We start from the raw sequence: 26,840 nt of genomic DNA on the forward strand, positions 1-26,840 counted from the left end.
TCCACGTTGGAGCGGAAATCGTTCGCAATCCGGCGAAATCCCGAAATCCACACATTTCGGATGCTTCAGTCCGATTTTCCGGTTTCCAAGGCCCGGATGCGAGACTTCCGAACTGCTTTCAGCAGCCCGCGAAAGCCCGCAGGTTTACATCGGCTCTGATGCCTCCCGCCGCCATATCCCATGAAAAAGCCGCGCCCAACGGGGCGCGGCTTGTCATCTTTCATTCCGGCAGGATCAGGCGGCTGCGAATTCCAGCGGGCGGACCTGCTTGAACAGCCCGGTGTCGCGCAGCGCGTCCAGCGTCGGGCCATCCAGCGGCTCGTCCAGATACAGAATGGCGATTGCGTCCTTGCCGACAGAGGAGCGGCCCAGCGTGAAGTTCGCGATGTTCACCCCGTGCTGGCCCAGCGTGGTGCCGAGCGCGCCGATGATGCCGGGCACATCGTTGTTGGTGGTGTAGAGCATGTGCTCGCCCACTTCCGCATCGATGTTGATGCCCTTGACCTGGATAAACCGCGGCTTGCCGTCGGAGAACACGGTGCCCGCGATGGAGCGTTCGCGCGTCTCCGTCACCATCGTCACCTTGATATAGGCGTCGAACGTGCCGGACTTCTCCTGGCTGGTGGTCGAGACCTGGATCCCCCGTTCCTTGGCGATGATCGGGGCAGAGACCATGTTGACGTCGGGGTTGGTCGTCTTCATCACCCCGGCGATCACGGAGGCGTTCAGCGCGGCAAGGTTCATCTTCGCCACAGTGCCGTCGTAGAGCACGTTGATCGCCTTGATCGGCTCGTCCGTCATCTGCCCGACGAAGGCGCCCAGATGCCCGGCCAGCTTGAGCCACGGCCCCATCACGGCGGCTTCTTCAGCGGTGACAGATGGCATGTTGAGCGCGTTCGACACCGCGCCGGTCAGCAGGTAGTCAGACATCTGTTCGGCCACCTGCAGCGCCACGTTCTCCTGCGCTTCCGTGGTGGACGCGCCGAGGTGCGGCGTGACCACGACGTTCGGCAGGCCGAAGAGCGGGCTTTCCTTGGCGGGCTCCACCTCGAACACGTCGAAGGCGGCACCGGCGACGTGGCCGGATTTCAGGGCTTCGGCCAGAGCGGCTTCATCGACCAGTCCGCCCCGGGCGCAGTTGATGATCCGCACGCCGGGTTTCGTCTTGGCGATGTTCTCGGCGTTCAGGATGCCCTTGGTCTTGTCGGTCAGCGGCACGTGCAGCGTGATGAAATCGGCCCGCGCCAGCAGTTCGTCCAGTTCGACCTTGGTCACGCCCATCTGCTTGGCGCGTTCTTCAGACAGGAAGGGGTCGTAGGCCACGACCTTCATCTTGAGCCCGAGCGCCCTGTCGCAGACGATGCCGCCGATATTGCCCGCGCCGATCACGCCCAGCGTCTTGTTGAACAGCTCGACGCCCATGAAGCGGGATTTCTCCCACTTCCCAGAATGGGTGGATTCGGAGGCTTCGGGAAGCTGGCGCGCGACCGCGAACATCATCGCGATGGCATGTTCGGCGGTGGTGATGGAGTTGCCGAAGGGCGTGTTCATCACGATGATACCGCGCTTCGAGGCGGCCGGAATGTCCACGTTGTCCACCCCGATCCCGGCGCGGCCGATGACCTTGAGGTTGGTGGCCTTCTCCAGCAGCTTTTCCGTCGCCTTGGTGGCGGAACGGATCGCGAGGCCGTCGTATTGGCCGATGATCTCGGCCAGCGCGTCCTTGTCCTTGCCGATCTTCGGCAGGTAATCGACCTCGACGCCACGGTCGCGGAAAATCTGGACGGCGGTTTCGGAAAGCTCGTCGGAAACCAGAACTTTGGGTGCCATTTCAGGCTCCTTGAATGGAGGGATTGGCCCCCGCGTCAGCAGGGGCGGTCTCGTATGGGACAGGGATCAGGCGGCGAGGGCCTGCGCTTCGATCTCGGCCTCGAAGGCCCATTCGATCCACGGCAGCAGCGCTTCCACGTCGGCGGTTTCCACGGTGGAGCCGCACCAGATCCGCAGGCCGGGAGGCGCGTCGCGGTAGGCGCCGGCGTCCAGCGCCACGCCTTCCTTTTCCAGCCGTTTCGCGACGGCCTTGGCAAAGGCGGCAGCGTCCTTGATCCGCGCATCGGTGAACTTCAGGCAGACCGAGGTGCAGGAGGCCGTGGCCGGATCGGCGGCAAGATTGGCGATCCAGTCCTTCGTCGCGACGAAATCGTTCAGCGCCTTCGCGTTGGCTTCGGCCCGCGCGATCAGCGCCTTCTGCCCGCCCAGTGCCTTCGCCCATTTCAGCGCGACAAGGTAGTCCTCCACGCAGAGCATGGACGGCGTGTTGATCGTCTCGCCAACGAAGATGCCCTCGATCAGCTTGCCGCCCTTGGTCATGCGAAAGATCTTCGGCAGCGGCCAGGCGGGGGCGTAGCTTTCCAGCCGTTCGACCGCGCGGGGCGACAGGATCAGGACGCCGTGCCCGCCCTCACCGCCCAGCACCTTCTGCCAGGAGAAGGTGACGACATCCAGCTTGTCCCACGGCAGGTCCATGGCGAAAGCGGCGGAGGTCGCGTCGCAGATGGTCAGGCCGTCGCGGTCCGCCGGGATCGCGTCGCCGTTCGGCAGGCGCACGCCGGAGGTGGTGCCGTTCCAGGTGAAGACCACGTCCCTGTCGAAATCCACCGTGGCGAAATCGACAATCTCGCCATAACCTGCCTTCTTCACGGTCGCATCGATCTTCAGCTGTTTCACCACATCGGTGACCCAGCCTTCGCCGAAGCTTTCCCAGGCGAGCATTTCAACCGGGCGCTGGCCCAGGAGGCTCCACAGCGCCATTTCCACGGCGCCGGTGTCGGAGGCGGGCACGATGCCGATGCGGTAGTCCGCCGGCACGTTCAGAATTTCACGGGTAAGGTCGATCGCCTCTTTGAGCTTCGCCTTGCCGACAGCGGCGCGGTGCGAGCGGCCAAGCGGCGCGTCGGACAGCATGTCGAGGGTGAAGCCGGGGATCTTGGCACAGGGGCCGGAGGAGAAACGCGGATTGGCCGGGCGTTGAGCCGGAGCGGAGATCGCCATCGCTGGTATCCTTACAGATAATCGCCTCTCGTTGGGGAGAGGTGTCCCGCTGATGCGGATACGCCGCGTCATTTTGAAAATCAAGCAAAGACTGCGGCGCATTGGCACATTCTGTCGGCATCTCCTGCAGGAAGGGAAATTCGCCAATGGAGGTGAACTTTATATTCAAGCATCTGTTTACATTGGAATATCATTTATGAATTTTACTATTCAGTAACATCCGAAGCCGTGCTAGCGTCTCCGCCGAGGTAACCGGCTCCGTGCCGGAAGGAGGGACATATGGACATCAAGGGAATCGTCGCGGTCGTGACTGGGGGCGCCTCCGGGCTGGGTGACGCGACGGCGCGGGCGCTGGCCGCGGGCGGCGCGAAGGTGGCGCTGGTGGATTACAATGAGGAAGGCGCACGCAAGACCGCTGAGGAGATCGGCGGGATCGCCGTGCAGTGCGATGTGTCCAAGGCGGAAAGCGGCGAGGCGGCCTTTGCCAAGATCCTCGCTGAACTTGGCACCCCGCGCGTTCTCATCAACTGTGCGGGTGTCGCGCCGGCGCAGAAGGTGCTGGGGCGCAACGGCGTCATGCCGCTCGACGATTACCGCCGCGCGATCGAGGTGAACCTGATCGGCACGTTCAACATGCTGCGGCTGTTTGCCGATGCCTGTCAGGCGCTGGAGCCGCAGGCTTCGGGAGAGCGGGGGGTGATCGTCAACACGGCCTCCGTCGCGGCCTTTGAAGGGCAGGTCGGCCAGACGGCCTATGCCTCCTCCAAGGCAGGGGTCGCGGGGCTGACGCTGCCTGCGGCGCGGGAGTTCGCGCAGATCGGCATCCGCGTCTGCACCATCGCACCCGGCATTTTCGAGACACCGATGCTGAAGGGTCTGCCGGAAGCGGCGCAGGAAAGCCTTGGCAAGATGGTGCCCTTCCCCTCGCGCCTGGGCCGCCCGCAGGAATATGCCGCGCTGGCGCTGCACATCATCCAGAACGAAATGCTGAACGGCGAGACGATCCGGCTGGACGGCGCGATCCGCATGGCGCCGCGGTAAGCCGCAAGGGGGGATCATGACCGAGGCCTTTATCTACGACGCCGTGCGCACGCCGCGCGGCCGGGGCAAGCCCGACGGCGCCCTGCATCCGGCAACGCCCGTCACCCTGGCCACCACCGTGCTGGAGGCGGTGCGGAACCGCAACGGGCTGGAGACCGCGGCGGTGAGCGACATCGTGATGGGGATCGTCATGCCGGTGGGCGAGCAGGGGCAGGTGCTGCCCCGCATCGCCGCCCTTCAGGCGGGCTATGCACAGGACGTGGCGGGGGTGCAGATCAACCGCTTCTGCGGCTCGGGGCTGGAAGCGACCAACATGGGCGCGGCCAAGGTCATGGCGGGGCAGGCGGACATGGTGGTGACCGGCGGGGTGGAGAGCATGTCCCGCATCCCGATGCTGTCGGATGGCGGGGCATGGAGTTCCGATCCGCAGGTCTCCTTCAACACCCGCTTCGTGCCGCAGGGCATTTCCGCCGATCTCATCGCGACGAAATGGGGATACGGGCGGGAGCGGACGGATGCCTTTGCCGTCGAAAGCCATCGCCGTGCCGCCCGCGCCTGGGGCGAGGGGCGGTTCGACCGCTCCGTCGTGCCGGTGCGCGACCGGGTCGGGCGGGTGATGCTCGACCGGGACGAGACGGTGCGTGGCAATGCAACGGCGGCGGATCTGGCAAAGCTCCGCCCCTCCTTCGCCCGCATGGGGGCGGAGATGGGCTTCGACGCCATCGCCCGCCTCCGCTACCCGGAGGTGGGAGAGATCGACCACGTGCACCACGCGGGGTCGTCCAGCGGTATCGTGGACGGCGCGGCGGCGGTGCTGATCGGCACGCAGGAGGCGGGGGCGGCGCAGGGGCTGCGTCCCCGCGCCCGTATCCGCGCCTTTGCCGAGATCGGGTCGGAACCCACGATCATGCTGACCGCGCCCTCCTTCGCCGCCGAAAAGGCGTTGAAGCGGGCGGGAATGACGCCGGGCGATATCGATCTTTATGAAATCAACGAAGCTTTCGCCGCCGTGGCCATTCGCTTCACCGAGGCGCTTGACCTCGACCCGGCTTGCGTCAACGTCAATGGCGGCGCCATTGCGATGGGCCACCCGCTCGGGGCGACGGGGGCGATGATCCTTGGCATCGCGCTCGACGAACTGGAGCGGCAGGACAGGGAGACTGCGCTCGTCACGCTCTGCATCGGGGCGGGAATGGGTGTCGCAACGATCATCGAAAGGGTCTGAGAGACATGTTCACGACCGATATCGACGCCGAAGGCATCGCGACCGTCACCATCGACATGCCCGGGCGGAGCATGAACGTGATCGACTGGGCGCTCACCGATGCGCTGGACGCGGAGGCGCGTGCGCTGGCCGCCAATCCGGCGGTCAAGGCCATCGTGCTGACCTCGGGCAAGAAGGATTTCGTCGCCGGAGCCGATCTCGCGATCATGCACGATCTCTATGATCTGACCCCGGAGGCCGCGTCCGACAGGATCGGCACGCTGGGCGCGATGGTGCGGGCGTTCGAGACCTCCGGCAAGCCCGTCGTGGGCGCCGCTCCCGGCACGGCGCTTGGCGGCGGGCTGGAGATCCTGCTCGGTTGCAACTACCGGATCGCGGCGGATAATCCGAAGGCGCGGTTCGGCCTGCCGGAAGTGACGCTGGGGATCCTGCCCGGCGCGGGCGGAACGCAGCGCCTGCCGAGGATCATCGGTATCCCCGCCGCCTTGCCGGTGCTGGTCAAAGGGCAGCCGATGACGGCGTCCGAGGCTCTGGATGCAGGCATTCTCGATGAGGTGGTGCCGCCGGAAAACCTGCTCGCTGCCGCGAAATCCGCGATCCGCGACGGGCGCGTCAGGTCCGTCCAGCCCTGGGACGAGAAGGGTTTCGCCCTGCCGGGGCCGGCGCCCGAGTCCGCCGAGGCGATGGATCTGTTCACGACCTGGAATGCAAAGGTTCTGGCTGAAACCGGAGGTCACCAGCCTGCGCCACAGGCCATTCTCTCCTGCGTGTTCGAGGGCACCCGCGTGCCGATCGACGCGGGGCTGAAAATCGAGCGGGATTATTTCGGCACTCTCGTTACCGGCGATGTCGCACCCGCGATGGTCTGGGTCACCTTCGAGGCGCGGATTGCCGCCGCCAAGGCGGGGCGCAACGTGACCGACCCGAAAGGCCCCTATGTGACGTCGGGCCTGTCCGCGCTGCTGGAGGAGACGCGCCTGCTGCGGGCGGAGGGGGTGTCCGATGCCGTGCTTCAGACTGCGGCGGACCAGCTCGGCATGTCGCTCACGCCGGAGGATGTCCGCGACGGACCGAACAGCGTGAAGACCTTCAAACAGGCCGTGGACACCGTTTCGCTGGAGGAAGTGAAGGACAGGCTGCTGTTCGTCCAGGTGTCAACTGCGGCAACCGCGCTTCAGGGCGGAGCCGTGGCGCTTGCGGCGGAGGCCGATTACGGCGCGGTCATGGGCTGGGGTTTCCCGGTGCATCTGGGAGGGCCGATTTATTTCGCCCGTCATTTGGGAGAGGAAGAATTGAGGAAGCGCATGGGCGCACTGGAATACTCCTACGGGCCGCGCTTCGTGTCGTCCCCGGTGATTTCAGCCATCACAGACAAGGCCAAGCCGTGAGCGATCTGGTCCTTGCAAGGTTCGACGCGCAAACCGGCATCGCGCGGATCGCCTTCAACCGGCCGGAGGTGCTGAATGCGCTGAACGTGCCGCTGGCGCGTGCCTTCCTCGCCGCGGTGCGGGAGGTGACGGCGCTGGAGGGTCTGCGCGCCATCGTGCTCACCGGGGAGGGGCGCGCCTTTGTCGCCGGGGGCGATGTGGCAAGCTTCGCCGGCGGGCCGGAGATAGCGGTTCCGGTGGTCAACGATCTGCTCGACGCGTTGAACCCGGCGATCCTGGCGCTGCGCCGGGCGGATGCGCCGGTGATCGCCGCCGTGCGCGGGGCGGCAGCCGGGGCCGGGCTGTCGCTGATGATGGCTGCCGACATCATCGTCGCGGCCACGGGAACGAAGTTCCTCATGGCTTACGAGAAGCTCGGGTCTTCGCCCGATTGCGGGGCCACGTGGTTCGCGCCGCGGCTCCTCGGGCGGGCGAGGACGATGGAGCTTCTGCTGATGGGCCGCGTGCTCGATGCGGAAACCGCGCGTGACTGGGGGCTCATCAACGAGGTCGTGCCTGCCGACGATCTCGACAGCCGGGTTCAGGCGTTGGCGGAGACGCTGGCGCGGGGGCCGACGCGCGCCTTCGGCCAGTCCAAGCGTCTCATAGACGAGGCCGAACACGTGACCCTCGCCGAACAGCTGGAGAAGGAACGCGCGGCGTTTCTCGCGGGCACGGGCACGGCGGATTTCGCCGAAGGCACCGCCGCCTTCACCGCCAAACGGACACCCGTCTTTACCGGGCGATAAGGATCACAGATGTACAATGAAGAGCAGACCCTGATCCGCGACACGGCCCGCGCCTTTGCGCAGGATGTCCTCGCGCCCGGTGCAGCCGCGCGGGACAGGAGCAAGACCGTCGATCCGTCCGTCTTTTCCGACATGGCGGAGCTCGGGTTCCTCGGCATGACGGTGCCGGAGGAATGGGACGGTGTCGGGGCCGATTACGTCAGCTATGCGCTGGCGCTGATGGAGATCGCGGCGGCGGATGGTGCGATCTCGACCATCATGTCGGTGCACAATGCACCCTTCAACGCGATCCTCACCCGCTTCGGCAGCGATTTTCAGAAGGAGCAGGTGCTCCGCCCCGCGGCAAAGGGAGAGTTCATCGGCGCCTTCGCCCTGACCGAAGCCAATGCCGGCTCCGATGCCGCCGCGATCCGCACGAGGGCGGAGAAACGCGGTGACCGCTATGTCATCAACGGCGGCAAGGAATTCATTACCTCCGGCCGGATCGGCGGTTGGTGTATCCTGTTCGCCACGCTGGACGGCACGCGGAAAGGGATCACCGCCTTTCTGACACCCACCTCCGCCCCCGGTTACGAAGTGGCGAAGGTGGAGGAGAAACTGGGTCAGCGCTGCTCCGACACCTGCTCCCTCCGTTTCACGGATCTGGAGATCCCGGAGGAATACCGTATCGGCGGAGAGGGGGAGGGCTATCGCATCGCGCTGTCCAGCCTTGAGGCCGGGCGCATCGGCATCGCCTCCCAGTCGGTCGGGATGGCGCAGGCGGCCTTTGACGCGGCTGTGGCCTATGCGCGGGAGCGGACCTCCATGGGCAAGCGGCTGATCGAGCATCAGGCCGTGGCCTTCCGGTTGGCGGAGTTGCGCACGAAGCTGGAGGCCGCGCGGCAACTTGTGCTGCTGGCGGCGCGGATGAAGGATGCAGGCCTTCCCTGCCTGAACGAGGCGGCGATGGCCAAGCTCTTCGCGTCGGAGACGGCGGAAGGGGTGGTGTCGGGCGCGCTCCAGACCTTCGGCGGCTACGGCTACATGCAGGATTTCCCGCTGGAGCGCATCTATCGCGATGTGCGCGTGTGCCAGATCTATGAGGGCACCTCCGACATCCAGAAGATCATCATCTCCCGGCAACTCGACCAGTGAAAAGGCCCGCTCCGAGGAGCGGACCTTTCCCCGGATAAAGCGCAGGCCTCACGCGGGGAGGGGCGCCTCCCGTTCCCGCTCCCGCCGCCGCCATTGCAGCGCGGCGATGCCGGCCGTTGCCAGCAGCGCAAGCCCGGTCGGCCACAGGTGCGACGGCTGGTCGGCGCGCTGCAGCACTGCCGTCACCTCGAACCCCGGCTCGATCCCCATGCGCGCGGCGTAGGAGCCGAAGGTGACCGGCCCCACCGTCAGCCTGTCGCCCAGCGGCATGAGCATCAGCCCGTTGTCCCGCAGCCGCTCTGCGGCGGGTCCGGGCCCGACGCGCAGGTTCACCGTCTTGGCCACGTCATCGCCCATCAGGTCCATGCCTTCGACGCGGAACTGGAAGCGGGTGCCTTCTGGCGCCGCGTCCAGCAGCTGCATGAACTCCGCCGCGGGGCGCTGCTCATAGGGGGAAGAGACCCGGTTGAGCCACCAGTCCGGCCGGAACAGCGTAAAGCAGATGAGCAGCAGGACCGCGCTCTCCCACAGACGGCTTTTCGTGACGAACCAGTTCATCGTGGCGGCGGCGAACAGCAGGATCGCCGCCAGCGACATGGCGCAGAGCCAGAGCGTCTCCGGCCATGAATGCACATCGAGCAGCAGCATCGCCGGGTTGAAGATGAAGACGAAGGGCAGGATCGCCGTGCGGAGGGAATAGAGAGCGCCCTGAAAGCTCGTCTTGATCGGATCCTCGCGTGAAATCGCCGCCGCGGCAAAGCCGGCAAGCCCGACGGGCGGCGTGATATCCGCCATGATGCCGAAGTAGAACACGAAGAGATGCACGGCGATCAGCGGGATCGACAGCCCGGCCTGCGAGGCGAGGCTCACCACCACCGGGGCCATGAGGGAGGACACGAGGATATAGTTCGCGGTCGTCGGAATCCCCATGCCGAGGATCAAGCTGATGACCGCGACCATCAGCAGCATGATGATGACATTGCCGCCGGAGATGAACTCCACGAACTCCGTCATCATGAGGCCGAGGCCCGTCAGCGTCACCGTGCCCACCACGATGCCTGCCGTCGCCGTGGCCACCGCAATGCCGATCATGTTCCGCGCGCCGAGCGCCAGGCCGTCCCACAGGTCGATGAGGCCGCTCCGGAGGCCCGCGCCCACATCCTGCTTGCGGAAGACGGCGAGCAGCGCCTTTCGCGTCGCCACTATCACGATGATGGTCAGCGTGGCCCAGAAGGCCGAAAGCCCCGGCGACATCATCTCCACCATCAGGCACCACAGGAGCACGACGATGGGGATGAGGAAATCCAGCCCCGTCCGCGTCACCTCCCATGCCAGCGGCAGTTGCAGGATGGGCGCGTTCGGATCGTCCACCGAAAGGTCTTCATACTGCGCCGAGAAGGCGACGGCGGCGATGTAGAGCGCGCCCCCCGCGAGCGCGAGCCCCCAGCCCGCCCCCGGACCGGCGAGCGTCTGGATCAGCCCGATGCCCCAGGACAGCAGGCAGAGCACCGCGATAAAGCCGGAAATGCCCAGTCCGAACCGCAGCAGCCGGTGACGGGCGGGCATGGGGGCCGAGGGGATGGGCCGCGCGCCGATCTTGATCGCTTCGAGATGCACGATGTAGAGCAGCGAGAGGTAGGAAAAGATCGCGGGCAGCGCCGCGTGGCGGATGATCTGGGAATAGGGGATTCCCACATATTCCACCATCAGGAAGGCGGCGGCGCCCATCACCGGCGGCATGATCTGCCCGTTGATGGAGGCGGAGGCCTCGATCGCGCCGGCCTTCACCCCGGACAGCCCCGTCCGCTTCATCAGCGGAATGGTGAAGATACCGCCCGAAACCACGTTGGAGACGGAGGAGCCCGACACCACCCCGTTCAGCGCGGAGGAGACGACGGCCACCTTGGCCGGACCGCCGCGCAGATGGCCGAGCAGCGCAATGGAGATGTTCATCATCCAGTTGCCCGCGCCCGCCTTCTCCAACAGCGTGCCGAACAGGACGAACAGGAACACGAAGCTTGTGGAGACGCCGAGCGCGATGCCGAATACGCCCTCCGTCGTCAGCCATTGGTGGTTCACGAACTTCGCCAGAGAAGCGCCGCGGTGCATGATCGCTTCGGGCATGTATTGCCCGCCGAAGCTGTAGCCCACGAACACCAGCGCCACGATGACCATGGGCAGGCCGAGCGCCCGGCGCGTCGCCTCCAGAAGCAGCACGAAGCCCACGATGCCGCTCACCAGATCAAGCGTCGTCGGCTGGCCCGGCCGCTGGGCGAGCGCCCCGTAGAACCAGAAAAGATAGGAGGCGCAGAAGGCCCCAATCAGCGCGAACAGCCAGTCCTGCGGCGGGATCCGGTTCCGGGGGGAGGATTTGAGCGCCGGATAGGCAAGATAGGCGAGGAAGATCGCGAAGCCCAGATGGATCGCCCGCGCCTCGGTGTCGTTCAGCACGCCGAAGCCCAGCATGAAGGGCAGGGGCGATGCATACCAGAGCTGGAACAGCGACCAGCAGACCGCCGTCACCGTAAGCACGCGCGCGGTGAGGCCGGCCGGGCTCCGCCCGCCCGTATCGATATCGGCGACGAGTTGGTCGAGCTCGGCCTGTGTCGCGTCGCTCGGCGCGGGGCCGGGAGAGGTAGGAGAGGTTTTCATGTCCTGACCCTTTCGCGCCGGGGTGGCGCGGTCTGGATGGGAATGGCCCGGAATTGCTTCCGGGCCATAGGATGGGGCGTTTCGCGGGCCGCGTGCGGCCTCAGTTCAGCCAGCCCTTCTCCCGGTAGAACTTCTCGGCCCCCGGATGCAGCGGGGCGGAGAGGCCGTTCGTGACCATCGTTTCCGGATCCAGCGTCGCAAAGGCGGGGTGGAGGGCCTTGAACTCGTCGAAGTTGTCGAAGACCGCCTTCACGATCTGATAGACATGCTCGTCCGGCTCATCGGCGGAGGTGACCAGCGTCGCCAGCACGCCGAAGGTTTCCGTCGGTTCCGGGTTGTTGTTGTAAAGCCCGCCCGGGATCGTCGCGGCCCCGTAGTAGGGGTAGGTTTCCATGAGCTTGTCCACCGCTGCACCGGTCAGCGCCACGAGCTTTGCGCCGCAGGTGGTCGTCGGATCCTGGATGTTGGCGGAGGGGTGGCCGACGCCGTAGAAGAAGCCGTCGATCTTGCCGTCGCAGAGCGCCGCGCCATGCTCATCGGCCTTCAGCTCGGAGGCCAGCGCGAAATCGGCCGTCGTCCAGCCGAGCGCGTCCAGCAGGATCTCCATGGAGGCGCGCGTTCCCGAACCGGGATTGCCGACGTTGAACCGCTTGCCCTTGAAATCCTCGAACGTGGTCACGCCGGCATCGGGGCGAGCCAGCACGGTGAAAGGCTCGGGGTGGAGGGAAAAGACCGCGCGGAGATTGTCGTTCGCGCCGCCATCCTTGAAGGCACCCTCGCCCTTGTAGGCATTGTATTGCACGTCGGACTGGGCCATGCCGAAGTCGATCTCGCCCTGCTTGATCGCATTGGCATTATAGGCCGAGCCGCCGGTGGATTCGACGGAGCAGCGCAGGCCGTGCGTCGCGCGATCCTTGTTCAGCAACCGGCAGATCGCACCGCCCGCCGCGTAATACACCCCGGTCACGCCGCCGGTGCCGATGGTGACGAACTGCTGCTGCGCAAAGGCAGGCGTCACGGTAGAGGCAAGTGCGAAGGCAAGGCCGCAGCCAAGCATCCTGTCGAGTTTCATGGGTCGTTCTCCCTGTCTGGCCCCGTTCCGGGTGCCGGTTGATGATTGTCAGCCGTTCGCGGGCGTCCGCCACAGCCGTCGGAGATCCTCCGCCGTCGCGCGCGGGCGCATGGTCTGTCTGGCGGTGGCCGCGACGATGGCGGCATTGTCGGTGGCAAGGCTGCCGTCGGGCAGGTGGAGGTTATTCTCGAAGCCCACGCGCGCATGGCCGCCATGCGCGGCACCCGCCGCCATGAAGGCCGCTTCCTGCGGGCCGAAGGCGCAGAGCATGAAGGCATGGCGGGCGATGCCGGCGGCCAGATAGGCGTCAAGCTCCGCCCGCTCCGCCCCGGTACCGGAATAGCGGCCCATGACGGGCAGGATCGCCAGCGGTCCTTCCGGCAGCAGGCCGCGCCTCTGCAATGTTTCCAGCCGCGCGACATCGGCCGCATCGTAGAGAATGATCTGGTGGAGCGTGCCCCATTCCTCCATCCGCTCGAACAGGGCGGCGCCAGCGGATTCCCCGCCCTCCGGCATGATCTCGCGAAGCGCCAGCGACACGGATTCCGGCCGAAGCGCATCGACAAGCGAGATCTGCTCGGCGGGCGTGTAGCGACCGACGGCCTCCGTCGTGACCTGCACCACCAGAGCGTCACCGGTGACGGCGCGGATCGCCGCCTCCGCCTCGCGGTAAAGGCCCGCGTCGAGCACATGGCCGCCGTCCGCCCCGCGCACATGCAGGTGGATCATCGCCGCGCCTGCCGCAAGCGCCGACTCCGCCGTCCCGGCGAGTTCCGCGGCCGTCATCGGCAGGGCGGGATGGTCCGCCTTCGTCCGTCGCGCGCCGTTCGGGGCGACCGCTATCGCAAAGGGCCGCGTCACGCGACAGCCTTCAGCGACGTATCGATGGCATCGCCCAGCCGCTCTGCGATCAGGGCGATCTCATCGCTGCCGATGATGAAGGGAGGGGCCAGCAGAACGTGGTCCCCGTGTGTGCCTTCTACCGTGCCGCCGCCCGGATAGACCATCAGCCCCTCCGCCATCGCGGCGGCGCGGATGCGGCTATGAAGCTTCAGCGCAGGATCGAAGCTCTCCTTCGTGGCCCGGTCCCGCACCAGTTCCACGCCGATGAACAGGCCACGCCCACGGATGTCGCCCACATGGGCGTTTCCGCCCAGCCGGTCGGCCAGCGCGGCGCGCAACGCCGCTCCCGCATCCCGGCAGCGGGCAAGAAGGCCGTCCTCCTCGATCACGTGCTGAACCGCCAGTGCGCCGGCGCAGGCGGTGGCATGACCGATATAGGTGAAACCGTGGTGGAACACGCCCGACCCGCCGGTGATCGCGTCGTGGATCTCGCGCGACATCAGACATGCCCCGATCGGCTGATAACCGGCGCCCAGCCCCTTTGCGCAGGTAAGCAGGTCCGGCACGACGCCCTCGTCCTCACAGGCGAAAAGGCGTCCGGTCCGGCCCATGCCCGACATGACCTCGTCCAGTATCAGCAGCACGCCGTAGCGGTCACAGATTTCCCGGATGCGCTTGAAATAGCCGGGTGCGGCGGTCACGGCACCGGCCGTCGCGCCCACCACCGTCTCTGCCACGAAGCCGATCACGGTCTCCGGCCCCAGCCGCAGGATCTCGGCCTCGAGCGCGTCGGCGGCGCGGAGGGCATAGTCCTCCATGCTCTCGCCCTCGCGGCGGTAATGGTAGTCGAAGCAGGGTTCGATATGGCTCGCGGGCAGCAGGATCGGCTCATAGACCGCGCGGCGTCCCGGATTGCCGCCGATGGAAAGCGCAGCGATCGTGTTGCCGTGATAGCTTTGCTGGCGGGCGATGAAATGCCGCCGCTGCGTCTCCCCCTTCTCCCAGAAGTACTGGCGGGCAAGTTTCAGCGCCGTCTCATTGGCCTCCGAGCCGCCGGAGATGAAATAGACATGCTCCAACCCTTCCGGCGCGCGGGAGATCAGGTGATCGGCCAGCGCTTCCGCGGGTTCGGTGGTGAAGAAACTGGAATGGGCATAGGGTAGCCGGTCGAGTTGCGCCTTGATGGCCTCGATCACCCGCCGGTCGCTGTGCCCGAGGCAGGATACGGCAGCGCCCCCCGAGGCATCCAGATACCGCCGGCCGGTGCTGTCGATCACATAGGGTCCGTCGCCCCCGATCGCCACCGGCAGGGTCCGGGCGGGGTCGCGATGCAGGATGCGCGTTTGGTTGGCGGTCAGATCCTTGGCCATGTCAATCCTCAGGGGGCAGGTAGGCGGAGCGTTGGGAAAGGCGGGATTCGCGCAGACGCAGGGCTGCCAGCCCCGCCTCTCCCGAACGGGTGAGAACAAGGCTCGTCAGCCCCTCGCAGAGCGCGACAAGCCCGGTGACGGAGGCCAGATGCGCCGGAAGATCGGTCGTCGCGGTCAGCGTGATGTCCGACAGTCGGGAGAGCGGGCCGAAGGGCGCATCGGTGACGGCAATGACCCCCATCCCGTGGCTGCGCCCGTGGCGCGTCGCTTCCACCGTCTCACGGCTGTAGGGCGCGATGGAGATGGCAACGAGCGTCGCCCCATGGGATAAGGCGTCGATCTCGTCCAGCATCATCCCGCCCGTGGCGCCGATGAGCCGCACGCCGGGGCGAAAGAGCGACAGGCCGTAGGCCAGCCCGTACGCGACGGAGTGACAGCTTCGCAGCCCGAGGATCCCGATCTCGCCCGCCGCCGCCAACCTGTCCGCCGCCTTGGCAAGGGCGGGGTGCTGCGCCTCCGCCAGACCGGAGGCCGCGTTTGCCGTCTCCGCCTCGGCCAGCCGCAGCAGAAGACCGCTCTCCGACCCCCGCCGATGCGCGACCACATCGCCCGCCCGCCGGGAGAACACCGCTGACCGGTCCTCCGTCAGCCAGTGCTGATGCAGCGCCTGAAACTCCGCCCAGCTTCCAAAACCCAGCGTCTGGAGCAGCCGCAGCACCGACGCCGGAGACGTGCCCGCCTTGCGCGCCGCCGAGCGAAGACCGTGCAGCGCGATCTCCGCCGGGTGCTCGCGGATATATCTCGCCGCCTCCTGACCTTTGGGGGAAAGGCCGGGATAGAGCGCGTCGATTTGTTGATGCAGGGTGCTAACGGTCATGTGTGAAACACTTGTTTCATGCACGAAACATTCGTGTCAACGAAAAACCCACCGGCCAAGAGGCTGTTCAACCGGTTCTTCCGTGTTAAGCTTTGTAGACAATCTGGAGGAGACAGCCACGTGAAGACGGTAGCTACCCCTCGGCCGGCGCGCGCCGCCGGCCTATTTCTCGCCCTCGGACTTCTCTGCCTCGGCACCCTGTCCGGCCCCGTCCATGCGGAGGGCGAGGCGACCAACCCCGCGGTGCGGGAGCGGATGGCGTTGATGAAGGATATTGGTCGGAACCTGAAATCCATCGCCGACATGGTTCAGCAGAAGGCCCCGTTCGACAGCCATGCGGCCCATGCCGCAGCGGGGACCATCGCCACCGATGCCGGGCGTATCCACACGCTGTTCAGGCCCAGAGAGAGCGACCCTGCCTCCGAAGCGCTTCCGGTCATCTGGGAGAAATGGGACGATTTCGTCGCCCATGCCGACAAGCTCGCCTCTGCCGCCAAAGCCATAGACGCAACTTCTGCCGAGACGCTCGCTGCCGGGTTCCGGCCCATGGCGGGTGCGTGCAAGAGCTGCCATGACACCTACCGCATGGACGACTGACCGACTGCTTAACGCGCATCCCGGAAGCGGGGACCTGAGAATTCCTGCTCCGGGTCCTGGGTCACACCTGGCCCGCGCGGCGGTTGTCGGGGGAGGTTGATTCACCCTCGATCCGGTGCGTGTGGCCGGGCCGATCCGATCCGATACATGTGGCCGGGCGCAGGCGCGGCGATCGACACGATTTCGGCCTTCACTGGTCGGTTGGGGCCGGCGCGGGTGCGGCGGGCGTAGCTGTCAGCGTTGGAATGCGAAGAACCGAGACAGTCCGCGTGCCCGGGAAACGCGGGCATGGCCATGGAGGGGGAGCCATGATCGCGGGCGGGCGATCGCCTGGCAAGATCAACTCCGCGGCTGCATCCCTCGGACGCTTGCAAACTTCCCCTTGTTGGAGCGCTTGCCGGAGCTTGAAGATCGCCCCGACCTGCCCCCGCCGTCGGGGCAGGCGCATAGAGCACCGCTCTCCCGGCGCATGCCAGGCCGCCTCCCGGCCTGAATATCGGGCGACCATCGCGCTCCTGCCGACACAGCATGGCGCGGGGATGCGCGGGGCGCTGGTCCGGCACCCTGGACCGTGCTAGGCGAAACCGATGCTTCCGGTGTTTCTCAAGACATTGCCCTTTTTCGCGCTGATCGGCCTTGGCTGGATCGCGGCGCGGCGGGGTTTCTGCTCCCCGGAAGCAACGGCGTGGCTCACGCGATTCGTGTTCTTCCTGCCGCTTTCTGCGATGCTGTTCGGCTTCGCAGCCTCGTTGCCGCTCTCCGCGCTGCATGAGCCGGTCTTCATCGCGGCCTACGCGGGCGCGAGCCTTGCCGTCTATGCGCTGACGGGAGCGGTCGCGCTTCTTCGCGGCTGCACGGTGGCGGAAGCGGCGGTGGAGGCGCAGTGCGGGGTGGTGGGGAATACCGGCTTCTTCGGCCTGCCGATGTTCGTGACGCTGCTCGGCCCGAAGGCCGCGGCACCCATCCTGATCATGCTGCTCATCGACCTTGTCGTGTTCTCCACGCTCATCACGGTCATCATGACGCTGTGGCGGGACAGGCGGTTCGACCTGCACATCTTCCCCTCGCTTGCGCGCGGACTCATCGGCAACCCGATGATCGTGTCGATGGTGGCGGGGGTGCTGTGGTCGGCCTCGGGCGTTCCGCTGCCGGCCCCGGTCAAGGAATTCGTGACGCTCCTTGGCGCGGCGGCAACGCCTTGCGCGCTGTTTGCCATTGGAGCCTCGCTCGCGGGGCGGAATGCGGAGCGGCCTGCGGTCGCGGCCTGGCTGTCGGCGGTGAAACTGCTGCTGCATCCGCTTGCCTGCGCGGTGGTGGCGTTCTGGCTGCTGCCGGTCGATCCCTTCGCGGCGGGGCTGATGGTGGCGACGGCCGCGCTGCCGGTTGCGGGCAATGTCTATATGCTGGCCCAGCACTACGGCGTGGCGCCGCTGCGCGTTTCGACGGCCATCCTTTTCTCCACGGCGGCGAGTGTGATCACGCTCCCGCTCATCATCGCGCGGGTGCTCATGGCATGACGGCGATCTATGTCGATGCGGATGCCTGCCCGGTCAAGGCGGAGGCCGAGCGGGTCGCGACGCGCCATGCGCTGCGGCTGTTCATGGTCTCGAACGGCGGGCTTCGCCCCTCGCCGAACCCGCTGGTGGAGATGATCTTCGTCCCCGCAGGGCCGGACGTGGCCGACGACTGGATCGCCGAGCGGGCGGCGCGCGGCGATGTCGTGGTGACGAATGACATCCCGCTTGCCGCGCGGGTGATCGAGCGCGGCGCGCGTGTTGTGCGGCCTGAGGGATCCGTGCTGACTGAAGCCAATATCGGCCCGGTGCTGGCCCAGCGGAACCTGATGGCGGATATCCGTTCCGCCGACCCCTTCCTGCAAGGTGGCGGGCGCCCCTTCGCCAAGGCCGGCCGATCCCGTTTTCTGGATGCGCTGGAGCGGGAGCTTCGCGCCGCGATGAAGGAAGCCCCATGACCGCAGCCGCCTCATCCCTCCCGAAGGCCGTTGTCTTCGACATCGGCAACGTGTTGATCGAATGGCAGCCCGAGCGCTTCTTCGATGGCGTCATGCCCGCCGCGGACCGGGCGCGGATGTTCGCGGAGATCGACCTGCACGCGATGAACGACGGCATAGACCGGGGCGAGAGCTTTCAGGATGCTGTCTATGCCACTGCCGACCGTCACCCCGCCTGGGGCGCGCAGATCCGCCTCTGGCACGATCGCTGGCTCGACATCGCGCGGCCGGAGATACCGGGGTCGGTGCATCTGCTGCGGGCGCTCAGGCGGAAGGGAATACCGGTCTTTGCACTGACCAACTTCGGGGTGGAGACATTCGCCCTTGCCCGCAAAGCCTATCCGTTTCTCGATGAGTTCGACCGCCGCTATGTCTCCGGTGAGCTGAAGGTCATCAAGCCCGACCCGCAGATCTACGCGATTCTGGAGCAGGACAGCGGCGTTGCGCCTGCCGACCTTCTGTTCACCGATGACCGGATCGACAATATCGCGGCAGCCAGCGCGCGGGGATGGCGGACACACCATTTCGACGGGCCGGAAGGCTGGGCGCGGCGGCTTGTCCGCGAGGGGTTGCTGACGGAGGAGGAGGTACAGCCATGACCATTGAGATCATCGGCCCGGAGGCGGAGGCCCATCTGGACTGGATCGCCCTGACGGAGGCGTTGAAGCAGGGGCATCTGCTGCCGCTCTCGGGCATCGGCGATACGTTTCTCTACCGCGAGGACGATACCCTCCTCTCCCGCTCCGCCTGGATCGACGGGCTGGGCGTCGCGGTGAAATCCGCAACCATCGTGCCGGAGAACCGGCGGGCGGGCAGGCCGCTCGTCAACGGGGTCGTCACGCTGTTCGACGATGTGACCGGCTACCCGCTGGCGCTCGTCGATTTCCATCTGGTGACCAAGTGGAAGACGGCGGGAGACAGCCTGCTCGCCGCTCGGTTGCTGGCGCGGCCCGACAGCAGGCATATCCTCATCGTCGGGGCGGGGGCGGTCGCGGCCTCGATGATAGAGGCCTACTCGGCCGCCTTCCCGGAGGCGAGCTTCCGCGTCTGGGGGCGCAAGCAGGATGCGGCGGAGGCGCTGGCGCTCCGGTATCCCGGCGTGCGGGCGGTGAGCGATCTGGAGCAGGCCGCCAGCACCGCCGACATCATCGCGACCTGCACCATGTCTTCCGAGCCGGTGATCGAGGGGCGCTGGATCCAGCCGGGAACGCATCTCGACCTGATCGGGGCCTACCGTCCCGACATGCGGGAGGTGGATGACGAGGCGATGCGGCGCGCGAGCATCTTCGTCAACGCGCGCGCCACGACCCTTCACCATATCGGAGAACTGATGAAGCCCATCGCGGCGGGTGTCATCACCGAGGATGACGTGATCGCCGATTTCTACGACATCGACCGGGGGGATTTCCGGCGGGAGAGCGCGGAGGAGATCACGCTCTGCAAGAACGGCGGCGGGGCGCATCTGGATCTGATGACAAGCCGATACATCCTCGACGCCTGGCGCGCGCGGAACGGCTAGGCCGTCGCGCCGCGCATGGCGTAGGGACGCTCGTTCACCGGCAGGTGGACGAGCGCCGAGAACGCGCCGATCCCCACACCGATCCACCAGACCAGCGTGTAGTTGCCATACATGTCGTAGAGCGCGCCCCCCAGCCAGACGCCCATGAAGCTGCCGAGTTGGTGGCTGAAGAACACCAGCCCATACAGCGTCCCCATGTAGCGCAGCCCGAAGATCTGCGCGACAAGGCCGGAGGTCAGCGGCACGGTGGCAAGCCAGAGCGAACCCATCGCCGCCGAGAACAGCAGCACCGAACCCGGCGTCACGGGCGCCATGATGAAGGCCGCCGAAACGACCGTCCGGGCGAGGTAGATCCCCGCGAGCAGGTATTTCTTGGAATAGGTCTTGCCCAGCATCCCCGCGAGGATGGTGCCGCCCACGTTCATCAGCCCGATGACCGCAATCGCCAACGCCCCCAGCGCCGAGGTGGAGGTGATGCCGATGGAGGAGAGCCAGCTTCCCGCGCTGATCGGGGCGCAGAGTTCTGTCACGAAGGCCGGGAAGTGAGCGGTAATGAAGCCAAGCTGATAGCCGCAGGAGAAAAAACCAAGAAAAATAAGGATATATGATGGGTCTTTCACAGCACGGGCGAGGACACGCCCCAGGGGTTCGTCCACCTCGGTGCTCGCCCGCTCCGGCGCGCGGATAAGCGGCAGGGCGAACAGCGCGCAAAGGATGGCGCCGGCGAAAATGATGAACACGGTCTGCCACGGGAACTGCGCGAGCAGCAGCTCGGCGATGGGCGCGCCGATGATCTGGCCCGCCGATCCCGCCGCGGTCACCACGCCAAGCGCGAGGGACCGGTTGTCATCGGACGCGGACCGCCCGACGACCGCGAGGATCACGCCAAACCCGGTGCCCGCGATACCGAAGCCCACCAGCACTTCCAGCAACTGGACCATGCCGGGCGTCGAGGCCCAGGCAGTGAGCGCCAAGCCCGCCGCATAGAACAGCGCCCCGATGATGATCGCCCGCTTGTCGCCCCAGCGTTCCGCGATCGCGCCGAACACCGGTTGCCCGATCCCCCAGGCGAGGTTCTGGATGGCGATGGCGAGCGAGAAGTAGGAGCGCGGCCAGCCGAACTCCTCCGCCACCGGGATCTGGAACACCCCGAAGGAGGCGCGGATCGCGAAGTTGATCAGGATGATGATGCACCCGCCGATGAGTATCGGGGTGAACAGGCGGTCGCGGCTCAGGGTGTTCGTCATGGGAGGTCTCCTCGTCCACAGGTTTTGCGCGGCAGGCACCCAGCCGTCAATTGATGATTTGTGATGGAAGCATCACGGAATGCGAAGGATGCGCGGCGGAGGGGTGGTTGTGTCCCTTGCGGGCAGCGGATAGGGTCGCGCGCGATCTTTCAGGAGGATGAACATGGCCGGTGCGGAGACATGGCAGTGCGTCATGGTCTGCTGGGGCACGCGCTATCCCGTGGAAGTTCTGAACCATCTGGTCGGGGAAATCCGCAGGCAGGCGGCGAGCGTGCCGCGTTTCGTCCTCATCACCGAACTGCCGAAGCCGGGGCTGGACCCCGCCGTGATGCTGCGTCCATTCCCAGAGTTTTTCCTGCGTGAACGCTTCCGCCGCTCCGGCTGTCAGGCCAAGCTGGCGATGTTCGAGGAGGGGGTGGTCCCGGTCGATCTGCCGGCCACCTATGTCGATCTGGACACCGTGATCACGGGCGACATGTCGCGGGGCATCGGTTTCATGCGGGACCGGCAATCCGTGCTGATGCTGCAAAGCGCGATCATTCCCTTCGGCGCGTTGGGGCGGCTGGTCTATCGGCTGTCGAAGGGGAAGCACTACGCGCGGGGAAACTCTTCCGTCGTGGTCTGGCACCCGGCGGAGGGGCATTATATCGCGCAACGTTTCCGGGAGCTGGATGCGCGGTTTCCCAATCACGGCGACTTCCGCCCGATGATCGCCGACGAGCGCTTCATCAGCTGGTGTGCGCAGCCTCATATGGCTGCCCTTCCAAGGGATTATGCGGTCAAGTTCACGTGGGAGTTCATGTTCCCCTGGCGCTGGCCGATCCTGCTTCGCGCCAAGCTGCCCTGGGTGGCGGCGCGCCGCGCCCGACAGGCTGCGATCACGCTCAACGGTGAGGACATCAAGCCGGAGGTCCTGATCGACATGCCGGAGGGCGCCGAACTGACCGACAGGAAGGGCCGCAAGCTCATCTGGAGCACTGCCGCGATGGGGCCTGCCTGGAGCCGCATCCTCGACCATTGCCGCGCGACACTCGGACGGACCTGACCCATGGCTACATTGAGCGAAATCTACGACCGCAAGGTCGCCGAAGGCACGTTGCGCGCCGATGCGGGGCAGCGATCCACCCTGCCGCTGCTGGAGACGATCCGCACGGCGCTGGAGACGCAGCCGCCCAAGCCGAAGGGATTTCTCGCTCGGTTGACCCGCAAGCCGCCGGAGCCGATCCCCGGCCTTTACCTTTGGGGCGGGGTAGGGCGGGGCAAGTCCATGCTGATGGACCTGTTCATGGAGTCCGTCGATATCCCGGAGAAGCGCCGCGTCCACTTCCACGCCTTCATGCAGGAAGTGCAGGCGGGGCTGAACGAGGCTCGGGCGCAGGGGGTGCAGGATGCGATCCTGCCGGTGGCGGAGAAGATCGCGACCGAACTCAGGCTGCTCTGCTTTGACGAAATGCAGATCACCGACATCGCCGATGCGATGATCGTGGGGCGGCTGTTCCAGAAGCTCTTCGATGCGGGGGTGGTGGTGGTGACTACTTCCAACCGCGCGCCGGACGATCTTTACAAGGACGGCCTGAACCGTCAGCTTTTCCTGCCGTTCATCGCGCTCCTGAAGGAGCGGCTGGCCGTCCATGAGATCGAGAGCGAGACGGATTACCGCCAGCACCGGCTTTCCGGTGCGCCGGTCTATTTCTCGCCCGCCAATGCCGCTGCCGCGGCGGCGATCGAAGGGATATGGAACGACCTGACCGGTCATGCGCCGAAGCGCCCGATGTTCCTGAAGGTCAACGGGCGGGAGGTGGAGATCCCCGCCTTCCACAACGGCGTCGCGCGGGCGCGGTTCTGGGATCTCTGCGCCAAGCCGCTCGGCCCGGCGGATTACCTTGCGCTGACAGGGGCCGCGCGGGTGCTCATCCTTGAGGAAATTCCGCGGCTCTCCCGGTCCAACTTCAACGAGGCGAAACGGTTCGTCACGCTGATCGACGCGGTCTATGAGGCGCGGCTGCGGTTCATCTGCTCCGCCGCCGACATCCCCGAGCATCTGTATCAGGAGGGGGAGGGGGCATTCGAGTTCGAGCGCACCGCCAGCCGCTTGCGCGAGATGCAGGGCGCCGATTGGGCGGGGGCCACGACCCCGTCCTAGACCCGACGACCTTCCCCTGCTCCGGGCGGCATCAGTTCAGCCGGAAATGCAGCGAATAGCGACCGCCCTCGAATTCGCCGAAAAGGTCGGTCAGATCGGGATGCTCCACCGGTTCGCCGGTCTCGTCGGGCAGCAGGTTCTGTTCCGAGACATAGGCCACGTAGTAGCTCCGGTCGTTCTCGGCCAGAAGATGATAGAACGGCTGTTCACGCGAGGGGCGGCTGTCCTCCGGTATGGAGGCATACCATTCCTCGGTATTGTTGAATTCCGGATCCACGTCGAAAACCACCCCCCGGAAGGGATGCTTCCGGTGGCGCAGGACCTGTCCGAGATGATACTTCGCCTCTGACTTGATCATGAGCGGGGCCTCTTTTTAATCATTGTTACGATTTGCCGGTCGAAAAGTCCATGATCTCGCCGGGCACAATCTGTCTCGCAGCGGTGTCTGATGAACGTTTTGCAAGGGGCAAAGGCGCCTGCTCTCGCGGATCTGATCGCAAATCGGACGACAGCGGCATTTCTCTGGCGCGCCCTTTCGCGTATAACCTTGGAAAACAATAAGACAGAACACGAGGGGCAGATGGGCAGATACCTCCGGCTATCGGTGTTGTTGCTGTTGGCGGCATGCGGCGGCGGCAAATATTCGGCCCCGAAGAATCTCGACGATGCCTGCGCCATCGTGCGCGAACGGCCGAAATATCTCTCGGCCATGCGCCGGACAGAGGCGCGCTGGGGCGTCCCGGTCTATGTCCAGATGGCGGTGATTCACCAGGAGAGCAAGTTCATCGGCGATGCCAAGACGCCGTTCCGCTACACGCTCGGCATCATTCCGATGGGCCGCCAGTCCTCCGCCTACGGCTATGCGCAGGCGCTCGATGACACCTGGGAGGAATACAAGCGCGAAACGCGGAACCGCGGGGCCGACCGCAGGGACATTCACGACGCGACGGATTTCATGGGCTGGTACATGAACCAGACGCGTCAGGCCCTCGGTATTCCTGTGTACGACATCTACAACCAGTACCTCGCCTATCATGAGGGGCGGGGCGGCTATGCGCGGCAGACCTACAGGGGCAAGCCGTGGCTCATGTCGGTTGCGAACAGCATGTCGGCACGGTCGGAGAAATACCGCGCCCAGCTGGTCTCCTGCCGCAAGATCTGACGCCCGCCGCTATTGGAGTTCGGAAAACCGGCGACGCTGCAGGGGGGGCGCCGGATTTCCCGCCGGGATATATCCGGCCCGAGACAACGACCCGTTAGCGAAGCACCGGGAGGTTCAACGCTGCCGCTTTGCCGTCTCCAGGGGGATGTTGAAGAACGACGGCGGGTAGTTCTCCCCGAGTTTTAGCGGGCCGAGCTGTGTCGTCGTCTGGGTGCCCGCCTCGTCGGTGATGATCCATTGCTTCAGCGCGATGGGATTGGAAGAAAACACCAGCCGTATCTGCCCGTATTGCGGGTTCTTCGGATCCTGCGCGATCACATAGGTATCGCTGCCCTGCGTTCCGTGCCCCACGACCATCCGCGCCTGCCCGAGATCGACAGTGGGGGCGAGGATCAGGTTCAGCGGCGTCTTGCTCAGCGGATACTGCTGCGGGCCGGAGTTCGACTTCGCGTCGAAGATAGCCACCTGTCCGCCGCCCGCCATGACGAGGTTGCGAACCGGCGCATTGTATTCGAACCGCATCCGCCCCGGACGGCGGATATAGACGGTGCCCTCGGCACGGGAGCCATCGGCATTGATCTGCGTGAACGGCGCTTCCGCCGTGCGCAGCCCGTTCAGGTAACGCGACAGCTCCGACAGCGGCACCTCCTGCGCAAAGGCGGGCAGGGCCATGAGGAGCACGAGGATGACGGCGACAACGCGGGAGAAGATCTTCATATCGCCTATTTATCGCATCCCGCGCGCTCTGCCATCCCCACGCGCGATCACGGCTCCGGGACCAGCACCTCGCGCTTGCCGACATGGTTGGCGGGGGAGACGACGCCCTCATCCTCCATCTGCTCCACCAGCTTCGCGGCCTTGTTGTAGCCGATGCCGAGCTTGCGCTGGATGTAGGAGGTGGAGCACTTGCGGTCCTTCGCCACGATGGCAACCGCCTGATCGTAGAGCGAGTCCTCGCCATCGGTATTGCCGCCGAGACCCAGAACTGCGTCGATGTCGTCGGCGCGTTCGTCATCCGGCCCCTCGACCACGCCCGACATGTATTCGGGCGGTCCGAAGGACTTCAGATGGTTCACGATCTCCTCCACCTCCTCGTCGGAGACGAAAGGCCCGTGGACGCGGGTGATCTTGGAGCCGCCCGCCATGTAGAGCATGTCGCCCTGGCCCAGCAGCTGCTCCGCCCCTTGTTCGCCGAGGATGGTGCGGCTGTCGATCTTCGAGGTCACCTGGAAGGAAATCCGGGTGGGGAAGTTCGCCTTGATCGTGCCCGTGATGACGTCCACGGAGGGGCGCTGCGTCGCCATGATGAGGTGGATGCCCGAAGCCCGCGCCATCTGCGCCAGCCGCTGGATACAGGCCTCGATCTCCTTGCCGGCGACCATCATGAGGTCGGCCATCTCATCGACGATCACGACGATGAAGGGGATGGTCCGGGGCTCGATCTCCTCCGTTTCGAAGACGGGATCGCCGGTTTCCTCGTCGAAGCCGGTCTGGACGGTGCGCTTGAACATCTCGCCCTTGGCCTGCGCCTCGTGGACGCGGCCGTTGTAGCCCTCGATGTTGCGCACGCCCATCTTGGACATCTTGCGGTAGCGTTCCTCCATCTCGCCCACGACCCATTTGAGGGCGACGACCGCCTTCTTCGGATCGGTGACGACCGGAGAGAGCAGATGCGGGATGCCGTCATAGACGGACAGTTCCAGCATCTTCGGGTCGATCATGATGAGGCGGCATTCCTCCGGCGACAGCCGGTAGAGAAGCGACAGGATCATCGTGTTGATCGCGACCGACTTGCCGGAGCCGGTCGTCCCCGCGATGAGCAGGTGGGGCATCTTGGCGAGGTTGGCGACGACCGCCGCCCCGCCGATATCCTTGCCGAGCGCCAGCGGCAGCCGCATCGCGGTATCGCCGAAATCGCGGGAGGTCAGGATTTCCCGCAGAACGACCTTCTCCCGCTTCTCGTTCGGCAGTTCGATCCCGATCACCGAGCGGCCCGGCACGGTGGAGACGCGGGCCGAAAGCGCCGACATGGACCGCGCGATGTCGTCTGCCAGCCCGATCACGCGGGAGGCCTTCAGCCCTGGCGCCGGTTCAAGCTCATACATCGTCACGACGGGGCCGGGACGGACGGAGACGATCTCCCCCTTCACCCCGTAGTCGTCGAGAACGGATTCAAGCGTACGCGCATTCTCCTCCAGCGCCTCGTCCGGCAGGACATGGCGGGAGATCTCCGCGGGGTCCATCAGCAGCGCCAGCGGGGGATGTTCGTAGTCGGGGTAGCTCGGCACCGGCAGGCGGCGTGGTGCTGTCGCGGCCTGTGCTGCGGGTTGGGGCGCGGTCTGCGCCGTCCGGCGCGAGCCGTGCTGCACCTTGATCCGCCGGGCGTCCGGCGCCTCTCGCGGGGCGCGGTCATCGTCCAGCGCGAAGATGTTGCGCGTGGTGTCCTCATCCTCCATCTCGTCCTCGTCGGCGATCTCGAGCGGATCGGGACGGCGCGACGCGGCGGGAAGGGGGGGCGCCGGGGCCATGACCGGCTCCGGCATCACATCCTCGAACATCTCCAGATCGTCGAAGTCGTCGGCAAGGTCGAGGGGCAACTGCTCGTCCAGCTCCGGCGCGCCTGCGGGAGCGGGTGCGGCAACGGGGGGCAGGGGAGGCCGGGGACGGGTGTTGGCGATCAGCGGCATGGGCCGGCGGGCGCGCACAAGCGGCGGCTCGGA

General features: G+C 66.1%; 24 protein-coding genes. 13 read left to right on the forward strand and 11 right to left on the reverse strand.

Annotation, left to right across the window (positions count from 1 at the left end; all coding sequences use genetic code 11):
- Positions 1–234 precede the first annotated feature (234 nt).
- The gene (serA, locus tag RT513_RS16675) at positions 235–1,830 is read right to left on the reverse strand and encodes a phosphoglycerate dehydrogenase (protein ID WP_088214734.1); all 1,596 of its coding nucleotides are present in this window, start codon (positions 1,828–1,830) and stop codon (positions 235–237) included.
- A gap of 66 nt (positions 1,831–1,896) precedes the next feature.
- Entirely contained in the window at positions 1,897–3,051 is a 1,155-nt protein-coding gene (locus tag RT513_RS16680) for a phosphoserine transaminase (RefSeq protein WP_313534165.1), read from the reverse strand.
- A gap of 279 nt (positions 3,052–3,330) precedes the next feature.
- On the opposite strand from RT513_RS16680, the gene RT513_RS16685 reads away from it, so the two are divergent.
- From RT513_RS16685 to RT513_RS16705, 5 genes are read left to right on the forward strand one after another with little or no spacing between them, the layout of a single operon-like run.
- Entirely contained in the window at positions 3,331–4,092 is a 762-nt protein-coding gene (locus tag RT513_RS16685) for a 3-hydroxyacyl-CoA dehydrogenase (RefSeq protein WP_088214736.1), read from the forward strand.
- A 16-nt stretch (positions 4,093–4,108) separates the two neighbouring features.
- On the forward strand, positions 4,109–5,317 hold the full coding sequence (locus RT513_RS16690) for an acetyl-CoA C-acetyltransferase (protein ID WP_313534166.1): 1,209 nt from the start codon (positions 4,109–4,111) through the stop codon (positions 5,315–5,317).
- Between the two features lie 5 nt (positions 5,318–5,322).
- Positions 5,323–6,705 carry an enoyl-CoA hydratase-related protein gene (locus RT513_RS16695; RefSeq protein WP_313534167.1) on the forward strand — a complete coding sequence of 461 codons (1,383 nt, stop codon included), beginning with the start codon at positions 5,323–5,325 and terminating at the stop codon, positions 6,703–6,705.
- The gene (locus RT513_RS16700; RefSeq protein WP_313534168.1) at positions 6,702–7,493 is read left to right on the forward strand and encodes an enoyl-CoA hydratase/isomerase family protein; all 792 of its coding nucleotides are present in this window, start codon (positions 6,702–6,704) and stop codon (positions 7,491–7,493) included. The genes RT513_RS16695 and RT513_RS16700 overlap by 4 nt, the downstream gene beginning before the upstream one ends.
- A 9-nt stretch (positions 7,494–7,502) precedes the next feature.
- Positions 7,503–8,627, forward strand: a complete 1,125-nt coding sequence (locus RT513_RS16705) for an acyl-CoA dehydrogenase family protein (protein WP_313534169.1) — start codon at positions 7,503–7,505, stop codon at positions 8,625–8,627.
- Between the two features lie 48 nt (positions 8,628–8,675).
- Here RT513_RS16705 and RT513_RS16710 read toward each other — a convergent pair whose 3' ends face one another.
- The 5 genes from RT513_RS16710 to RT513_RS16730 all read right to left on the reverse strand — a co-directional run bounded on the left by RT513_RS16710 (position 8,676) and on the right by RT513_RS16730 (position 15,441).
- Positions 8,676–11,279 (reverse strand): TRAP transporter permease, encoded by a 2,604-nt coding sequence (locus RT513_RS16710; protein ID WP_313534170.1) that lies wholly within the window; start codon positions 11,277–11,279, stop codon positions 8,676–8,678.
- A 100-nt stretch (positions 11,280–11,379) separates the two neighbouring features.
- A complete protein-coding gene (locus RT513_RS16715) occupies positions 11,380–12,351 on the reverse strand; it encodes a TAXI family TRAP transporter solute-binding subunit (protein WP_313534171.1) in 972 nt (323 codons plus the stop codon).
- Positions 12,352–12,399: 48 nt separating this feature from the next.
- On the reverse strand, positions 12,400–13,212 hold the full coding sequence (locus tag RT513_RS16720; RefSeq protein WP_313534172.1) for a 3-keto-5-aminohexanoate cleavage protein: 813 nt from the start codon (positions 13,210–13,212) through the stop codon (positions 12,400–12,402).
- On the reverse strand, positions 13,209–14,564 hold the full coding sequence (locus tag RT513_RS16725; protein ID WP_313534173.1) for an aspartate aminotransferase family protein: 1,356 nt from the start codon (positions 14,562–14,564) through the stop codon (positions 13,209–13,211). Before RT513_RS16725 ends, RT513_RS16720 begins: the two co-directional genes overlap by 4 nt.
- Before the next feature lies 1 nt (position 14,565).
- On the reverse strand, positions 14,566–15,441 hold the full coding sequence (locus RT513_RS16730) for a MurR/RpiR family transcriptional regulator (RefSeq protein WP_313534174.1): 876 nt from the start codon (positions 15,439–15,441) through the stop codon (positions 14,566–14,568).
- Between the two features lie 120 nt (positions 15,442–15,561).
- Between RT513_RS16730 and RT513_RS16735 the strand changes: the two genes are divergently transcribed.
- The 5 genes from RT513_RS16735 (at position 15,562) to RT513_RS16755 (ending at position 19,568) form a co-directional block, all read left to right on the forward strand.
- Positions 15,562–16,038 (forward strand): cytochrome c, encoded by a 477-nt coding sequence (locus tag RT513_RS16735; RefSeq protein ID WP_313534175.1) that lies wholly within the window; start codon positions 15,562–15,564, stop codon positions 16,036–16,038.
- Positions 16,039–16,625: 587 nt separating this feature from the next.
- A complete protein-coding gene (locus RT513_RS16740) occupies positions 16,626–17,555 on the forward strand; it encodes an AEC family transporter (RefSeq protein WP_313534176.1) in 930 nt (309 codons plus the stop codon).
- Positions 17,552–18,010 carry a YaiI/YqxD family protein gene (locus RT513_RS16745; protein ID WP_313534177.1) on the forward strand — a complete coding sequence of 153 codons (459 nt, stop codon included), beginning with the start codon at positions 17,552–17,554 and terminating at the stop codon, positions 18,008–18,010. Before RT513_RS16740 ends, RT513_RS16745 begins: the two co-directional genes overlap by 4 nt.
- Entirely contained in the window at positions 18,007–18,648 is a 642-nt protein-coding gene (locus RT513_RS16750) for an HAD family phosphatase (protein WP_313534178.1), read from the forward strand. The genes RT513_RS16745 and RT513_RS16750 overlap by 4 nt, the downstream gene beginning before the upstream one ends.
- Entirely contained in the window at positions 18,645–19,568 is a 924-nt protein-coding gene (locus RT513_RS16755; RefSeq protein WP_313534179.1) for an ornithine cyclodeaminase, read from the forward strand. The genes RT513_RS16750 and RT513_RS16755 overlap by 4 nt, the downstream gene beginning before the upstream one ends.
- On the opposite strand, the gene RT513_RS16760 is transcribed toward RT513_RS16755, so the two are convergent.
- Positions 19,565–20,815: an MFS transporter gene (locus RT513_RS16760; RefSeq protein ID WP_313534180.1), complete on the reverse strand. Its 1,251-nt coding sequence runs from the start codon at positions 20,813–20,815 to the stop codon at positions 19,565–19,567. The two genes, RT513_RS16755 and RT513_RS16760, sit on opposite strands and share 4 nt — an antisense overlap.
- Positions 20,816–20,978: 163 nt before the next feature.
- Here RT513_RS16760 and RT513_RS16765 point away from each other — a divergent pair, with 163 nt between their 5' ends.
- Together RT513_RS16765 and zapE are read left to right on the forward strand one after the other, a co-directional pair.
- Positions 20,979–21,860: a hypothetical protein gene (locus RT513_RS16765; protein WP_313534181.1), complete on the forward strand. Its 882-nt coding sequence runs from the start codon at positions 20,979–20,981 to the stop codon at positions 21,858–21,860.
- A gap of 3 nt (positions 21,861–21,863) precedes the next feature.
- Positions 21,864–22,958 carry a cell division protein ZapE gene (zapE, locus tag RT513_RS16770; protein ID WP_313534182.1) on the forward strand — a complete coding sequence of 365 codons (1,095 nt, stop codon included), beginning with the start codon at positions 21,864–21,866 and terminating at the stop codon, positions 22,956–22,958.
- A gap of 31 nt (positions 22,959–22,989) precedes the next feature.
- On the opposite strand, the gene hspQ is transcribed toward zapE, so the two are convergent.
- Positions 22,990–23,316: a heat shock protein HspQ gene (gene hspQ / locus RT513_RS16775; RefSeq protein ID WP_035713104.1), complete on the reverse strand. Its 327-nt coding sequence runs from the start codon at positions 23,314–23,316 to the stop codon at positions 22,990–22,992.
- 222 nt (positions 23,317–23,538) lie between these two features.
- On the opposite strand from hspQ, the gene RT513_RS16780 reads away from it, so the two are divergent.
- On the forward strand, positions 23,539–24,120 hold the full coding sequence (locus tag RT513_RS16780) for a transglycosylase SLT domain-containing protein (RefSeq protein WP_088214754.1): 582 nt from the start codon (positions 23,539–23,541) through the stop codon (positions 24,118–24,120).
- Between the two features lie 114 nt (positions 24,121–24,234).
- Here the strand turns inward: RT513_RS16780 and RT513_RS16785 are convergent, their stop codons facing one another.
- Together RT513_RS16785 and RT513_RS16790 are read right to left on the reverse strand one after the other, a co-directional pair.
- Complete coding sequence (locus RT513_RS16785) at positions 24,235–24,837, reverse strand: outer membrane lipoprotein carrier protein LolA (protein WP_313534183.1); 603 nt, start codon at positions 24,835–24,837, stop codon at positions 24,235–24,237.
- A gap of 47 nt (positions 24,838–24,884) precedes the next feature.
- Positions 24,885–26,840, reverse strand: a 1,956-nt coding sequence (locus tag RT513_RS16790; protein ID WP_313534184.1) for a DNA translocase FtsK, incomplete at its 5' end; no start/stop codon positions are given.

Origin of the sequence: Haematobacter sp., from assembly GCF_032102465.1 — a bacterium.
In the GTDB taxonomy this organism is placed as follows: domain Bacteria; phylum Pseudomonadota; class Alphaproteobacteria; order Rhodobacterales; family Rhodobacteraceae; genus Haematobacter.

Excerpts from the sequence above, each read along its gene's own strand:
- serA (WP_088214734.1), bottom strand. The coding sequence starts at position 1,830 with ATGGCACCCAAAGTTCTGGTTTCCGACGAGCTTTCCGAAACCGCCGTC.
- RT513_RS16680 (WP_313534165.1), bottom strand. The coding sequence starts at position 3,051 with ATGGCGATCTCCGCTCCGGCTCAACGCCCGGCCAATCCGCGTTTCTCC.
- RT513_RS16685 (WP_088214736.1), top strand. The coding sequence starts at position 3,331 with ATGGACATCAAGGGAATCGTCGCGGTCGTGACTGGGGGCGCCTCCGGG.
- RT513_RS16690 (WP_313534166.1), top strand. The coding sequence starts at position 4,109 with ATGACCGAGGCCTTTATCTACGACGCCGTGCGCACGCCGCGCGGCCGG.
- RT513_RS16695 (WP_313534167.1), top strand. The coding sequence starts at position 5,323 with ATGTTCACGACCGATATCGACGCCGAAGGCATCGCGACCGTCACCATC.
- RT513_RS16705 (WP_313534169.1), top strand. The coding sequence starts at position 7,503 with ATGTACAATGAAGAGCAGACCCTGATCCGCGACACGGCCCGCGCCTTT.
- RT513_RS16710 (WP_313534170.1), bottom strand. The coding sequence starts at position 11,279 with ATGAAAACCTCTCCTACCTCTCCCGGCCCCGCGCCGAGCGACGCGACA.
- RT513_RS16715 (WP_313534171.1), bottom strand. The coding sequence starts at position 12,351 with ATGAAACTCGACAGGATGCTTGGCTGCGGCCTTGCCTTCGCACTTGCC.
- RT513_RS16725 (WP_313534173.1), bottom strand. The coding sequence starts at position 14,564 with ATGGCCAAGGATCTGACCGCCAACCAAACGCGCATCCTGCATCGCGAC.
- RT513_RS16730 (WP_313534174.1), bottom strand. The coding sequence starts at position 15,441 with ATGACCGTTAGCACCCTGCATCAACAAATCGACGCGCTCTATCCCGGC.
- RT513_RS16740 (WP_313534176.1), top strand. The coding sequence starts at position 16,626 with ATGCTTCCGGTGTTTCTCAAGACATTGCCCTTTTTCGCGCTGATCGGC.
- RT513_RS16745 (WP_313534177.1), top strand. The coding sequence starts at position 17,552 with ATGACGGCGATCTATGTCGATGCGGATGCCTGCCCGGTCAAGGCGGAG.
- RT513_RS16750 (WP_313534178.1), top strand. The coding sequence starts at position 18,007 with ATGACCGCAGCCGCCTCATCCCTCCCGAAGGCCGTTGTCTTCGACATC.
- RT513_RS16755 (WP_313534179.1), top strand. The coding sequence starts at position 18,645 with ATGACCATTGAGATCATCGGCCCGGAGGCGGAGGCCCATCTGGACTGG.
- RT513_RS16760 (WP_313534180.1), bottom strand. The coding sequence starts at position 20,815 with ATGACGAACACCCTGAGCCGCGACCGCCTGTTCACCCCGATACTCATC.
- RT513_RS16765 (WP_313534181.1), top strand. The coding sequence starts at position 20,979 with ATGGCCGGTGCGGAGACATGGCAGTGCGTCATGGTCTGCTGGGGCACG.
- zapE (WP_313534182.1), top strand. The coding sequence starts at position 21,864 with ATGGCTACATTGAGCGAAATCTACGACCGCAAGGTCGCCGAAGGCACG.
- hspQ (WP_035713104.1), bottom strand. The coding sequence starts at position 23,316 with ATGATCAAGTCAGAGGCGAAGTATCATCTCGGACAGGTCCTGCGCCAC.
- RT513_RS16780 (WP_088214754.1), top strand. The coding sequence starts at position 23,539 with ATGGGCAGATACCTCCGGCTATCGGTGTTGTTGCTGTTGGCGGCATGC.
- RT513_RS16785 (WP_313534183.1), bottom strand. The coding sequence starts at position 24,837 with ATGAAGATCTTCTCCCGCGTTGTCGCCGTCATCCTCGTGCTCCTCATG.